General features: G+C 50.8%; 12 protein-coding genes and 1 pseudogene. 1 reads left to right on the top strand and 12 read right to left on the bottom strand.

The features are described 5' to 3' along the window. Both B036_RS33770 and B036_RS0123005 read right to left on the bottom strand, forming a co-directional pair. Positions 1-292, bottom strand: a pseudogene (locus B036_RS33770) (MBL fold metallo-hydrolase); the annotation flags it as partial. An 83-nt stretch (positions 293-375) separates the two neighbouring features. After that, complete coding sequence (locus tag B036_RS0123005) at positions 376-1338, bottom strand: phosphotransferase enzyme family protein (protein WP_020571105.1); 963 nt, start codon at positions 1336-1338, stop codon at positions 376-378. Between the two features lie 244 nt (positions 1339-1582). Here B036_RS0123005 and B036_RS0122995 point away from each other — a divergent pair, with 244 nt between their 5' ends. Further along, entirely contained in the window at positions 1583-3295 is a 1713-nt protein-coding gene (locus B036_RS0122995; RefSeq protein ID WP_020571103.1) for a dynamin family protein, read from the top strand. On the opposite strand, the gene B036_RS0122990 is transcribed toward B036_RS0122995, so the two are convergent. The 10 genes from B036_RS0122990 to B036_RS0122945 form a co-directional block, all read right to left on the bottom strand. Beyond that, positions 3288-3842: a DUF6714 family protein gene (locus B036_RS0122990; RefSeq protein ID WP_020571102.1), complete on the bottom strand. Its 555-nt coding sequence runs from the start codon at positions 3840-3842 to the stop codon at positions 3288-3290. The two genes, B036_RS0122995 and B036_RS0122990, sit on opposite strands and share 8 nt — an antisense overlap. 117 nt (positions 3843-3959) lie before the next feature. Further along, positions 3960-4547, bottom strand: a complete 588-nt coding sequence (gene folE, locus B036_RS0122985; protein WP_020571101.1) for a GTP cyclohydrolase I FolE — start codon at positions 4545-4547, stop codon at positions 3960-3962. A gap of 120 nt (positions 4548-4667) precedes the next feature. Then, positions 4668-5096, bottom strand: coding sequence for a 6-pyruvoyl trahydropterin synthase family protein (locus B036_RS0122980; RefSeq protein WP_020571100.1), 429 nt, complete (start codon positions 5094-5096; stop codon positions 4668-4670). A gap of 266 nt (positions 5097-5362) precedes the next feature. Further along, on the bottom strand, positions 5363-5554 hold the full coding sequence (locus B036_RS0122975; protein WP_020571099.1) for a cold-shock protein: 192 nt from the start codon (positions 5552-5554) through the stop codon (positions 5363-5365). A gap of 141 nt (positions 5555-5695) precedes the next feature. Continuing rightward, a complete protein-coding gene (locus tag B036_RS0122970) occupies positions 5696-7171 on the bottom strand; it encodes a sensor histidine kinase (RefSeq protein ID WP_020571098.1) in 1476 nt (491 codons plus the stop codon). Between the two features lie 295 nt (positions 7172-7466). Then, positions 7467-8984: a M28 family peptidase gene (locus B036_RS0122965; protein WP_020571097.1), complete on the bottom strand. Its 1518-nt coding sequence runs from the start codon at positions 8982-8984 to the stop codon at positions 7467-7469. A gap of 164 nt (positions 8985-9148) precedes the next feature. Continuing rightward, positions 9149-10477 carry a DUF4440 domain-containing protein gene (locus B036_RS0122960; RefSeq protein WP_020571096.1) on the bottom strand — a complete coding sequence of 443 codons (1329 nt, stop codon included), beginning with the start codon at positions 10475-10477 and terminating at the stop codon, positions 9149-9151. A 72-nt stretch (positions 10478-10549) separates the two neighbouring features. After that, on the bottom strand, positions 10550-11398 hold the full coding sequence (locus B036_RS30675) for an alpha/beta hydrolase (protein WP_020571095.1): 849 nt from the start codon (positions 11396-11398) through the stop codon (positions 10550-10552). Positions 11399-11472: 74 nt separating this feature from the next. Then, on the bottom strand, positions 11473-12057 hold the full coding sequence (locus B036_RS32550; RefSeq protein WP_020571094.1) for a helix-turn-helix domain-containing protein: 585 nt from the start codon (positions 12055-12057) through the stop codon (positions 11473-11475). 72 nt (positions 12058-12129) lie between these two features. Beyond that, positions 12130-14265 (bottom strand): molybdopterin-dependent oxidoreductase, encoded by a 2136-nt coding sequence (locus B036_RS0122945; RefSeq protein WP_026232271.1) that lies wholly within the window; start codon positions 14263-14265, stop codon positions 12130-12132. Positions 14266-14285: the final 20 nt, after the last annotated feature.

The following is a 14285-nucleotide window of genomic DNA, read 5'->3' as shown; positions in this document are numbered from 1 at the left end:
TAGCTTGCCGGGGAAAATCGGGGCTGGCCTCAAACAGGTAGGTTTTGCCGCTTATTCGGTCGATGAGGCCCAGGCTGGTTACCTGACGTTTAGGATCGGGGTTGTCGAAGAGTTCCCGGCAACAATCTTTCCGGCAGGCAATGTGGGGGGAGCCGGCGTCCTGTACGTTGCCGAGTACGACTAAGGATACATCCGCCGAATTGGATACGGCAGGTGCAGGAGCTGACTGAGGAAGCGTGTCCGCGCAGCAGGTTAGCAGACAAAGGCTGGCCAACAAAAGCAAGTTTCTCATGGGGGAAAGATAAGGCCAGTCTTGTTCCCCGGCACTTGTGCCGGTAAGGTACTTCCGGCACAAGTGCCGGGGAACAAAATTGCTCACATCCCTAATCGCCCCCGCCGCACCGCGATTGACGTGTCAATCAGGTCAAGGTAATTCCGAGTTGACTGCGGCACCTCCTTTTGCTGCCACATCTTTGCTACGTAGCCATAAAGAAACAAGTCGCGATAGAGCATGAATTTCAAGACAACCTCAAAATCTACTGGCGGAAGATCATATTCCTTCCGATATCCTTTAACGAAATTCCGGAGGAAGACCTGTTCGAATTTCAGATTATTTCGCTTTTGACCTACCAGACAAGCGTAGTACAGCGCCGTGGCGATTTCGTAAATATACCAGGACTGACAGGTTACCTCAAAGTCAAACAAGACGATCTTATTGCGTTGGCCAATTAAAAGGTAATTCTCGTGGTGGATGTCATTATGGATGAGTCCATAATTTTCAGTATCCCGGGGGTAACTGCGAAATTCAGTTACGAGGCGGTGATTCAGTTGCTGGAGTCCCCGCTTGTCAATGGGAAGAATATTGGTGTAGCTGCATTCTATGAGTTCGTCCCAATGGCTGTAAGTGAAGTAGTCTTTGAACCGGTATGCCTGGCCTGTGCGGTGGATCAGCCCCGTTAGCTTACCCAGTTTCTGGAAATGCGCCACGTTCCAGGTGGACCCACTTATTCGGCTTCCTTTTATCTTCTCGAACCGGACTGCCGTGAAGTGTTTGTTCAGGTCTCCGACCGAAACCATTTTTTTACCGGCTAAGGAGGGTATAATCCGTACCACAGGTACTTTTTCACGATTAAGAAAATCTAACCAATCTAGTTCAACGTCCATGTCGCCAGCACTCCTGATGGCGGAATGGGAAACCCGCAGGATGCTGTCTCCACAATCGTAAATGAGGTTGCTGTCCTCCTTGATCAGGATGGTATTCTCTGGGAGGATACCATGCTTGTTGCATAGCTCATGAAAAATTTCGCTGGTGTAGTGCTTATCGAAAAGGTGGTTCATATGATGGGGAAAGATAGGGCAGGGGGCGGGGCCGCAGGTGCAAAGAAAAGGTGGAAGGGCAGAAAGGGCAAAAGCAAGAAAGAACTAAAGTGAAGGGCAGGGCCACCTCCTTTCTTCCCTTGCTCCTTTTGACCCTGCCAGGGCACCTGCGGCCCCGCCCAAAAAACGTGACCCTCCCCACAGTCCCTCGTCTTGTAGTAACTTGGTCCTTCATAGGACGACCAGATCACCAGACCACTAATCTATGCCAAAGCTCATTGACGCCAACTTGCAGGCCAAACGTGCCCGCTTGGAGGAAATAATCAAGAACCTACACGAACTGACGTTGCGTATCGGGCACGAAGAGATGGCCCAAACCGTCAGTGAACTGCGAAACCGGATCTTCGAACCTTTCATGTTTGTTATCGTAGGCGAAGTGAAGGCGGGCAAATCAAGCTTTATTAATGCTTTGCTGGCCACCGGCCAGGAGATCACCAAAGCTGCACCCCAGCCGATGACGGATACCATCCAGCAAATCCTTTACGGAGAAGAACGGCGGGAAGTAGTGGTTAATAAATACCTGAAAAAGATCTTTCTTCCGGTAGACATTCTCCGGGAAATCGCCATTGTAGATACTCCCGGTACGAACACCATCGTGGAACACCACCAGGAGATAACCGAGCAATTTATTCCGGCCAGTGACCTGATCGTTTTTGTCTTTGAAGCAAAGAACCCTTACCGGCAATCTGCCTGGGACTTCTTCAAATACATCCACGGAGATTGGCGTAAAAAGACCATTTTCGTCCTGCAGCAAAAAGACCTGGCCAGCGCTAACGAGTTAGAGGTGAACCTGGAAGGCGTAGCTGAGAAAGCACGTAAGGAAGGCGTCGATAACCCGAATGTATTTGCCGTTAGCGCCAAAGCCGAAGACGAAGGGGATCCCGACAGCGGCTACGGCCCCTTGCGCAAATTTATCACCGACAACATCACCGGTGGCAGAGCACCGGCCCTGAAACTGAACAATAGTATCATCACTGCTCAGACCATCAACGAGCGGATCGCCGACGGTTTACTGCTCCGTCGCCGGCAGTTTGATGCGGACACTCACTTCAGAGAAGAAATTCAGGAAACGCTTACGGAGCAGACCGGACAGAGTAATAAGCAGGTGGATCTGATGGTCGAAAATCTGCTACATACCTACGATAACATTACCCGTGCCAAACTGGAAGAACTCCGTGGCGGCCTGAGTATTTTTGGCCTGATGAAACGTTCGTTTAGTGCCACCTTCGGCAGCACACCCGACGCTAAAACGTGGCTGGGAGACCTGGCTAAAGACCTGGAAGCTGATCTGAATACTAAGCTTCGTGCCCGCTTGAACGATAATGTAGTGGACCTCGCGGAGAGCATTCAACAGATGGTGAAAATGATCGATTTGAAGATCCGTAACTCGGAAACCATTCTGAAGAACGACCATGCCATCTTCAGCGACATTGCCGAACGCCGCGAGAATGTGCTCCGGGATTTGCAGGATCAATTTAATCGGTTCGTTTCCAAAACCGAAAACTTTACCGACGATGAGATTTTCGCAGATCGCGAAAACCTGACGCCGAACCTTGCTGCTGGCAGTGGAATCGCCGCACTTGGTGTCGTTTTGATGGCTTTGTCTTCTGCCTCAGTCTTTGACATTTCGGGAGGTATCCTTACCACCGTCGGTGTCCTCTTTGCTGGCTTTAGTACCCGCGGTAAGCGCCGCAGGATCGTGGATGGCTTCGAAGCAGAAATTGAAGTTGGCCGTAGCAAGTTATCCGCTGAACTGGAGGAGAAGCTAAAGGCTTACATCACCAACCTCCGCAACCGGATTGAAAGTAACTTCGGCCGCTTTGATGACGCGCTGCAACGGGAGGAGAAAAACCTGGCTATTTTGGAGGGGACGCATCAGGAGATTCGGGAGGAATTGGAGGGGATGGTCGTTAATTAATTTCAGCCAGCCGTAATTGCCAGTAGTTTAACATGCCCGCCAGGTCACGAAAATGATGGATGGGTTCCATACCCTCCACGTATTTAAGACCTACTGCGGCGTAGTCTTTCCTGAATTGATCATGTTGATATTGGGTGGCGCGGCGGTGGCTGAAATCCAGGAATGCGATGACCGCTTCCACCTGCTGGCGGTTCAGCGCAGCGTGATTTTCCTTCAATTTGGCAGAAAAGTCTCCTTTGGGTACCCGTAGTTGGTAGTATGCGTCGATGTTGGTGTCAATCTCATCAATTTCCAACATTATTGCAGCAGGAATGAAGTGCCGCCATCCTTCCGGACGCAAATAACTAAAGGCAGCGTAGCAATCCTTCATCTGTGCAACGGTGAGTTCGTACCACTTACGGCCGGGAAGGTGCTGCGTAGTAAAAATGGGGGATCCGTAATCATCGTCGGTCTGGGCGGCGTACATGTCGTAGCCATCTGCAGGAAAAGGGGTATCAATAAAGGCGTCGTGGACCAGGGACTTTAAGGCTGCTTGCGAAAGTGGCATGGGACAAAGATGTTTTTTATCCTAACAAACTTCTAGCCCATGAAAGTTTCTATAACCTTAGTTTGGAGGTCATTACTGGTGGTTGCCTTCAATTAGTAAGGAGTTAACTCCTGGTTACTAATTAGTAATTAATTTCAAAAACTCATTTCGAGTCCGTTCCGCCTTAAACGCACCGGTGAACGCTGAAGTAGTCGTGACGGAGGTTTGCTTCTGTACCCCGCGCATCATCATACACATGTGCCGCGCTTCGATGACAACGGCAACGCCGAGTGGGTTAAGGGTCTTTTGAATGGCTTGCAGTACTTCGTCGGTAAGTCTTTCCTGTACCTGAAAACGGCGGGCGAAAACATCGATTACCCGGGGTATCTTGCTTAGGCCGACGATGTAACCATCGGGGATGTAAGCTACGTGCACCTTTCCGAAAAAGGGAAGTAAGTGGTGCTCGCAAAGGCTGTACAGCTCAATGTCTTTCACGATTACCATTTCTGAATAATCTTCGGCAAACATTGCTGACTTTAGGATCGCTTCGGCGTCCTGATCGTAACCTTGCGTGAGGAATTGCATGGCCTTTGCAGCCCTTTCCGGGGTCTTAAGCAATCCTTCTCGTGTGGCATCTTCACCAACGCCGGCGATGATGTCCTGAAAATTGCCGGAGAGTTTTTCGGTAGTTGCCTCGTCGTAGTTAAGTTGTTGGCTAAAGGACATTTGGTTTTGATTTGCTGGTGGCGGGAAGGTTAACTGATGAACTCCCCAGGAGGTAGGATAGTTGCTGCGCTGGTTATGGCACAGGACGAAACGGTGTAGTGGGGCAATTGAGGGAAGAATCTATGGTCGTCCTGCCGGACCATAATATTCCGCGTAAATGTTCTCAGTTTCCTGCAGTCGGATGGAATACAGTTTTGCGCCCTGCTCGTTGATCTGAGTTTCGATGCGTTGCCAGAAAATCCTTACGATATTTTCAGTGGTCGGTTGCAAGCCTTTGGGCATCCATTTTACATCGATATTGAAATTGGAGTGGTCCACCTGGTCCACAATTTCACGTTTGACAATAACCGACAGCGCTTTAGCATCCATAACAAAACCAGTTATGGGATCTGGTTCTCCCGCAACGGTTACGTATAATTGATAGTTGTGCCCGTGCCAATTCCGGTTGGAGCATTTGCCAAAGACCCGAAGGTTCTCTTCATCACTCCAATCAGGAACATGAAGTTTATGAGCGGCATTAAAGGTTTCGCGACGTGTGAGATAGAGCATGTCAGGGAGATTAGCGCGCAAAGGTACTTTCAGTCGGTCAAGAAGACAAACTTACGTGGAGAACAAACTGAGTATGATCAGCAACTAACCTACATCGTACTCTCTAAGAAGCACGCTAATACTGTAAAGGCCGCAATCGTCGCAATGCTGCATGGGATGACTTATGTTTCTCATTGTACCACAGGGATGATGCACAACGAGAAAGCCCCGCCGGATCTAATCCAGCGGGGCTCACTTTTACGAGGTATATATGCCTGTAAACGATATTATACGAGTACCACATTAATGGCCGCAGGGCCCTTTTTGGTCTCTTCAACGTCAAATTTTACTTTGTCGCCTTCGCGGATATCGTCCTCTAGGCCGCTGACGTGTACGAACACATCTTTGCCGCCTTCGTCAGGGGTAATAAATCCGAAACCTTTACTGTCGTTAAAGAATTTTACGGTTCCTTCATTCATTGTCTTGCAATTTTTTGGAATTAAATAATGCACGAAGGTAGTCCTTATTCCAACGTCACGACTATTTATTTATGATTCTGTTCAATTATTACGTCTGCCTAAACCAAGCGTTATAGCTTTAAGTTGCTGATTTGTAGATACTTAAGCTGTTTTTGCCGACTGCTGAGGAAGCTCAAAAATAAAACTTGTTCCCTCCTTTACACGGCTTTTTATCTCGATACTTTGGTCGTGGAGTTCCAAAATCTTCTTCACAATGGCCAATCCCAGGCCTGCTCCGACGTTTTTTCCCGAACTGGTTCTGGCTCCTTTACGGTAACGATCAAATAGGAATGGAAGGTCCGCCTCAGGAATTCCGGGTCCGGTATCCACAACGCTAATCTTAACGTTGTGCCGGTCAGCTGCCATACTGATCGTGACTTTGCCACCAACCGGAGTAAATTTTAACGCATTGTCCATCAGGTTTTGCAGCACTCTCTCTACTAATCCCAGGTCGGCGAAAATCCTGGGGAGGTCCGCAGGGCGTTCTACCTCAATGGCAATATTCTTGTCTTTAGCGAGAACACTGAATTTTTGAGCAATATCCTGTACCAATTCGCCAACACTAAAGGCTTCCTTTTGGGGCTCGATTTGCTTTGCCTCCAGCTTAGAATATTCGAAAAGCTGACTAATTAAGCTTGAAAGTCTTTCGGAGCTGTTGAATATGGTCGTGAGGTGACGTTCCCGGTCGGGCGGGGGCATGGTATCGTTTTTCATGATCAGCGTCTCGACAAAGCCCTGAATGATGGCCAGGGGAGTACGCAAATCGTGGCTGATGTTTGCGATCAATTCACGTCGTAGCTGATCCAAAGACTTCATTTCGTTGATGTTGGCGTTGATCCGGCTTGCCATGGCGTTGAAAGTATTGCTGACTACCGCAAATTCTCCACGGTTATCGGTATCGATCCTTGCTTCATAGTCCCCTTCCTGAAATCGCTGAACGGCGGTTTCAATGCGACGCAAATTCCGCGTGAGGTACCGGATAGCCAGCAGGCTCATCAAGAAAGCAACAAGCAAACTCAGAAAGAAGAGGTTCTTGCCCAACTTCAACATGTAAGAAGAGGCCAGCGGACCCGTCACAGAAGCTTGCTCTTCACCACTGAGAATGATGTAAGCATAACCTTCGAGCTTTCCGGTGCTGTTCCGAATCTCTGCCGCAGAAAAAATATTGGACTTCTCAGGATGGCGAGGGTCATCGCCTTTTATCAAGGGCCGATCCGCAGGATCTGCAGCAATGAACGCTTTGACCGGGCGCAAGTCAACCCTTTCCAGTTGAACGCGCTTGTAGGGGGCTACATAGGTGATGATGTCGCCATTCGGCTCCAGCAGGTAAACCTCAACGCTTGGGTTGATGACCATCATGGAGTGCATGATCTCCTGTATTTGGGAGGTGTCTACCTGTCCGTTTACCAATGGTTTGACCTCCGACACCGTATGCTCCGCAATACCACCATACAGCTGCTGATTAACCTCAGCTATGTAGTCTTCACTAATGTAGCTGGTTACCACCACATAAGCTGTGCCAACTACGAGTAGTAAGGCGAGAATAATACCGCCTAGTTTCAGAAAAAGTCGATTCATGGATGGTCGTTGGTATGGCAGTTTCCTACCCAGTTACACGAAGTACTTTCAGAAACAACGGGGGAGACCAACGTCTTGAAAGAGTACTAAAGCAGCAAAACTAAGGCGTTTTTAAAGTGACTTACCAATAACCTGTGGTTTAGGTAATTATGCGACGTTCAAAGGAAAGGCCCAGTTTTTAAAGTTCAGTCGTTAGTATTCAGGATTCACTATCATGGCTGAATCCTGAATACTAACGACTGAACCCTAAAAACTGAGCCCTGAGCTCTGAATCCTAAAAACTGAGTCCTCAATCCTACTTCCGGGTGCCGTAAAGCTTATCTCCCGCTTCTTTGTACTTATCGCCTTCCACCCATTCAGGGCGTGTTTCACGGTTGGCAATCATCCTTGCAGCGAGGGTGAAGATCTGACAGTACTCCTTCAGGTATTCCATGTCGATGGTCTCTGGATTATCGGTGACCTGGTGGTAGTACTTGAAGAGTTCGTCGCTGAAGCCGGTAATGCCTGGGGAGAAATTCAGGGCGGGTACGCCTTTAGCAGCAAAGCTGACGTTGTCGGAACGATCAAACAGGCCTTGTTCCGGAGCGGGGTCGTTGATCACTTTTTTACCAAAGGTCATTGCGGCAGCCTGTACCTGGTCATCGATGCCGGTGCGGTTGGCACCAATCAGGGAAATGCTGGTTTTGTCGTCATATCCTGCACCGTCGGTATTGAAGTTGAAGATGGTCTTCTCAAGGGGAACCAGTGGATTTTCTGAATACCACTTACTGCCGAGCAGGCCCATTTCCTCACCGGTTACGGCAAGGATGATGATGGGACGGCGTGTGCGAACTTCCGCAAAAGCCCGTGCGGCAGAAAGCAGGGAGATGGTACCGAAAGCATTGTCACGTGCGCCATTGAAGATACTGTCTTGGGGGGTGTAAGCACCACCACCTTCTTTGCCTACGCCGACGTGGTCGAAGTGGGCCGTCATGATCATGTACTCATCTTTGAGCGCAGGATCGCTGCCTTCCAGAATACCACCTACGTTGTGGCTCATGATTTTCTTAATCTGCATTCCTGAGCTGCTCATGCTGCCTTTAAGTCCTTTCTTTTTGGCTTGCAGGCGCTCTACGAAGTCGTCTTGTACTTTAATAAAACCGTAGGGGATGGTGGAAGCAGGTGCTCCGTCGTCCAGGCCCATCCGGTCGCCACCGAGGTAGTTCTTGAAAGCACCCCAGGGGAAGGGGAGGCTATAAATTTCATAGATGGCAACGGCACCGGCTGCTGCGGCCATGGCCGACTTTTCGCGGATACCGCGGAAGACACCACCCTGGCTTACGTCTCCGGGAATACCGGCACGGGTAACGACAATTTTACCCTTCACATCAAGTTTCTCGTAATCGTTGTGGTCGGTTTCAGCGTCGACCCAACCGTAGTTGGCGAAGACAACGTTGCCTTCCGCACTGGCGGCTGGTCCACGCATGGTCAACAGATCGGCCATTTGGGTGAAAGTAAGGTCGTCAACCATAAGTTTACCCGTTGACGGGGCTGAGGTGCTCATCAACGGAACGGGTTGGAAGTAGCTGTCGCCATTAATTGGTGCATAACCGAAGGCACGAAGCTGAGCGGCGATGTATTGTGCGGCAATTTCGTTGCCGACGCTTCCGGTCCGGCGACCTGCCAGATAGTCGGAGGCAAGAAAATGCATCTCCCCGGCAAGGTCCATTTGGTTAAAGTGGAATTCTGGCAGAGAACGATCGATTTCTTTCTGTGCGAGTAGGGTAGTGAGGCTGCTCAGGCAAACGAGCAGGGTTAGCGCTATTTTGTTCATAACCGCGAAGATAATGGTTTACTGAATTAGTTGGCGGGGACGCGGGTGCAAAGAAAAGGTTGAAGGGCAGAAAGGGGAACGGGGGAGTTGTCCGTTCCTTCTTCCCCTGCTCCTCTAAACCCTTAACCCGGCACCTGCGGCCGCGCCCCCAAAAATACCCACTTCTACTCTTTGGCATACTGATCCGACACAATCTTCCAATTGCCCGCAAAGTTCTTCCGCCAGACCAGCGTGAAACGGGTAACATCAGTCACCACTTTGTCCGATCCGGGATTACGGTAAGATATGCTCGATTTGCCCAGCTGGTAAGCCAGATCACCGGTGCCGTAAACCAGATCACTATCCAGTTGCCAGCTTTCCGTCAGGCCTTGAAAACTGAACCAGTACTTATCAATGGCTTCCCTGCCCTTAATCTGAAAACCATCTCCGGTAACCACAGCATCTTCATCATAGAAATAGGAAACGGTCAGGAGATCTCCGCCCTCATAAGCCCTCTGCATGGCCTGAAGCCGCGCTTCAATTTCTGTAGCCAACGCTGTTTTTGCAGGTGCTTTTGGCTGCTTCACCGGCGTTGTAAACGGCAACTTCGCCCCGCTCAGCCAATGAAACAAATTGCGCACCATCTGTGCATTTTCAGGGGCGTAAACAGAATTGAAGCCCGCTTTCCAATCCTGTCGGAAAATCTGTGCCGCCAGCATCCCCGCTTCGCCCCAAAAAGCAACGCGTCCTTTGCCGTAGTCAAGCGTGGCGCCTTGCGCATGCCCCTCCAACGATATCACCGGGGAATGCTCCTTGAAGCGCCAGGCGGTGTCCGGCTGAACGGAGGTGTTTTCCGGGCGGAAAGCCAGCGCGACGATGGCTTCGGGTGGCGCTTTGAAGGCCGAACCGGTAAAGGTGGCAACCCTGCTGACCTGCTCGCCTTCCTGCAAGCCAGAGATGACCGGACTTTGTGCGTTGACCATCTCCGGACCTTCAAAGTGGCTGGGCGGCCAGAAATATGGCTGGATTCTCCCGAAGCCATCTACCCATTCACAGCCAAAGGCAGCCCCCAACGCCTTAACCGCACCGCCAAAGGGCATATGGTCTCCGACCATCAAGAGCATTCCACCGCGTTTCACCCACTGTTCGAGGGTACTGATCTCTTTGTCCGTGAAGGCAGAATAGATTGGTCTCGCCCAGGTTCCGACATTCTCCTGATTTAGCGCGTTGATGATGACAAGTACATCGGTTCCTTCAAGGGATTTGAGTGTGCCGAAATTATGGGTAGAAGTGCTAACCCTGTACCCGTCCCGCTCGAGTAGCTTTTCCAGGGCGGCATAGCCATTGACGTCTGCACCAAAATTATTGTGACCTTTGTCGAATGTAACCCGGGGTCCTTCCCCGTGAGGGTAAGCAGCCTGGGCAATGAATGGTGTGTACAGTGTGTCCGGATACTGCTGGGCGGAGATTGATGCCGTGGTCAGCAGAAGGAAGAAGGTAAAGTACTTTAGCATGGACCAAATTTAAGGGTACCTGCTAAATGCACATTCTATAAGCTTAGGTGGGTGAAAAATCAAACCTGCTGCTTATTCTAGCTGCCTGGCGTTATTAAGGACGTATTTTCCCCAGGTACCTAGTGCTGCGGGAGCGGACAGGTAAGTATTGCTCTGGTGATCTGCTCCAGGCGTGTACTTGTGCACCACGACTAATCCCGGAACTGGTTTATTTTTAAGTAATTCCGTAATGGCCTCATAACCCTTTCGCATTTTGTCATTCTCCTCGGTACCTAAACTAAGGTACAGGAAGGCTGGAATACTATCGGCCGTTGCCCAGGCGTCTTCGGCATACGCAACAATGGCATGGTCATCACGCCAGAAAGCGGGACTGAAGCAAAAATAGGCATCGAATATGTCTGGCCGCTCTAGTTGTGCATAGAGGGTAAAGAGCCCTGCTCTTGAGTGGCCAGCCAACATTTGTGCACCGTTGGTTCGGTACCGTCCATGAAGCATCGGAAGAGCTTCTTCTATGATGAAAGCTAAAAAATTATCCCCTCCTCCGGCAATTTTTCCTCCGGTTTCCTGGGCGCAGAAGGGAGGTGTCAGGTCCCGGTTCCGATTGGTATTGGGGATGCCAACCGTGATTACTGAGGGCATGGCCCCGGCAGTCGTAAGAACATCGCCAATTTGTGAAAGGGTGAAGTCTTTTGAACCTCCGTCTAAGACCAATAATAGTGGATAAGTGGTGGTAGTGTCTTCTGTGTAGCCAGGTGGGAGGTGTACCTGTAGCTGGCGTTTTTCTTCCAAGATGCTCGAATTAATAACTTCCTGTTCATCTGGTTGGAGTTGATTAAGTTGTGCCTGTAGTTCAAATAGGCCAAGGATGATAATTGCCGTACACAGCACGGTGAGGCCAATGGTTATGAGTGATCGTTTCAAGATGCTCCGTTTTAGTTACAGAGGCAAAGAACCTTCAGGCTGACTGGAAACCTTGCGTCACGCTTGCGACTTTCTTACGCCATTGCGTCAGGGAGAGGTTGACTTCTCTTTGGGGAAAAGGTACTGGCCAGATTAATCCCCACGAATAATAGATAAATCAGTGATGCTAGTGGGAAATCGCCGTAACGCACCTGGCCGGTAAGTAGTTGGGTTACGAGGGGAAGGGCAAATAGAGTTATCAATAATCCAGCCAGCCATCGCCCCTGAAAATGTAAGCTTTCGCGGTATCGGAGGTCTTCTTCTACCGTTATATCCTTGGCACGGTGCCAAAGTATGGCTTGTAAGAGCATCGGGAGGAACGGAAGAATTACAACGCTGTACACGGACAAAGTCATCCAATTCATACCTGTCCTTTTCGAGGAAGAGGGCGTTGATTCCTGGGCCTGCCTGAATTGATCAGGTGCGCAGTCAAGCGCCTCGGCTAAAGATCTTAAGGAATAAAGCCTGGGTCGGACGCTCCCTTTTTCAATTCTCTGGACGGTTCTCAAAGATAACCCCGCAGCAAAAGCCAACTCTTCCTGGCTGTAACCCTTACTTTTTCGAGCGTCAACGATCCGCTTCGGATCGTACTGATGAATAACTTCTTCTGCATTTTTCATTCGGCTGATGTTTTTGGGTAGGAAGTTGAAATACTGAGTATTTTAATATTCGAACATGTTAGGATATACGTTTCACTCCGTCGAAATCCGCACCCGCTGCCCCGAAAACGCCGCATTCCCGGTAATCGGATCCAGCAGTTTTTCATCGGTAATATCATTTACGCTGACACCCGGTGAGGCTTCGGCTACTTCAAGCCGGGTCCCCTTGCGGTGGTGCCCGAAACCATGCGGGATGCTGATGACACCAGGCATCATTTCATCCGTCACTTCCGCTGGTATTCTGATGGTGCCCGTCCGGGAAATAACGGTTACTTCCTGGCCAGGAGTAATGGTCAGGCGGGCAGCGTCTACCTCGCTGACCTGGACCGTACACCGGTCTTTTCCCTTCGCCAGGCCGGGTGCATTGTGCATCCAGCTATTGTTGGAGCGGAGATGGCGACGACCAACGAGGAGGAATTCGTGCTCGTCAGGAGCAGGAACGTCTGCAGTAAGCCCGTCAGCTAGTTGTTGAACTTCCCCCACAGCAAAATCCGGGACCAGGCTGATCTTTCGGTCTGGCGTCATCAGTATTTCGGGCAGGCGTCGTTGGAGTGGTCCGAGATGAATGCCGTGTGGGGTATTCTTCAGCTTGCGCAGACTTAGCCCGGAGAACAGCCTTTTGATGCTGCTCCATTTACCATAAGGGCCAGTGAGCAGGCCCAGATTCAGCAACCTGGCTGGGGTGCTCCAGCGAAACATTCTGGAGAGTTTGTAGCCACTGAAGGGTGCCAGTTGCTCAATTAAAGCTTTAGCAATCTGCCAGTCGTACCATTGGCCAGCTTCTGGTTTGAACAGGGCTTGGGAGAACTTAGCGTTATTGCTGGTGGCCAGGTGATTGAAGACGAAGTCATAATGATCGACCTCCAGAAAGGCTGCCGGCGGCAGGATCAGGTCGGCATGACTGGTGGTTTCGTTGAGGAAAACATCGATGCAGACCATGAAGTCGAGCTTGGCAAAGGCCTCTTCCAGTTGCTTTCCGTTGGGGCTGGAGAGCACCGGGTTGCCCGCGTGGGTGATCATGGCCCGAACCTGACCTTCTCCCGGCGTGAGGATTTCTTCGGCCAGTGCAGCTACCGGTAACTCTCCTTCGGATTCGGGTAAGCCGCGCACACGGCTGTGCCACCGTCCATAAGTTTGCTTAAATTTCTTTCGTCTTACGAGGTCAACCGCCGGGGTGGTGAACATGGCGCCACCTTCCTGATCGAGATGCCCGGTGAGCAGGTTGATGACCAGGATCAGCCAGTTACACAGGGTTCCGTGGGCCTGCGTGGAGAGGCCCATCCGGCCGTAGATGACTGCCCGGTCGGTGGTGGCATACTCCCTGGCAATGCGTCGGATTTCGGTAGCGGGAACCCCGCATTTAGCGGCTGCGGCCTCCGGAGTAAACGGCTTGGCTAACTCCCTGAGTTCGGCCTCGTTTTTGAGCAAGCCTGCGAGGTGACCCGGTTTTACCCAGCCGTTAGCGAATACTTCGTGGAGCAGGGCTAAGAGAAAGTAAACGTCTGTTCCAGGCAGGATGAAGTGGTGCTCGTCGGCTTGTTTGGTCGTTTCCGTTCGGCGGGGATCGATGACGAGGACGCGCCCGTTGCGGGCGCGGATGGCGGCTAGTTTTGGCTTTACCCCTCCGGTACTCATCAGGCTGCCGTTGGAAACACTCGGGTTGGCGCCCATGATGATCATATAATCGGTACGGTCAATGTCGGGTACCGCAAGGTGCAGCGTATGGCCGAACATTTGGTGGGCCATGAACTGGTGGGGGAGTTGGTCCATGGAGGTGGCGGAGAAAACGTTCTTCGATTTCAGTGCCCGACGTAAGTCCCCGGTATACGACATGATGCCGTAGTTGTGTACCGTCGGGTTGCCAAAGTAAAAACCTACGGCGTCGAGGCCATGTGTTTTCCGGACCGCGTTGAGCCGTTCGCTGGCGTAATCAATGGCTTGTTGCCAGCCAATGGTTTCCCAGCTGCCGTCCTCCCGTTTCCGAAGCGGCTTCTTTAAGCGGTTGGGGTCTTCGTGAAGTTCGGCTATTCTTGCCCCTTTGGGACAGATAAAACCGCGGCTGAAGGGATCTTTTGTATCGCCTTTAACGGAAAGGACTTTGTTCCCGTCGTGCTCGATTTCCAGGCCGCACATGGCTTCGCAAAGGTTACAGACGCGGTGGTGGAGCATTTGTTGGTGGTTTGGACTAT

The sequence above is a fragment of the Neolewinella persica DSM 23188 genome, assembly GCF_000373105.1.
Classification (GTDB): Bacteria; Bacteroidota; Bacteroidia; order Chitinophagales; family Saprospiraceae; genus Neolewinella; species Neolewinella persica.
This window is presented reverse-complemented; position numbering and strand designations above follow the sequence as displayed.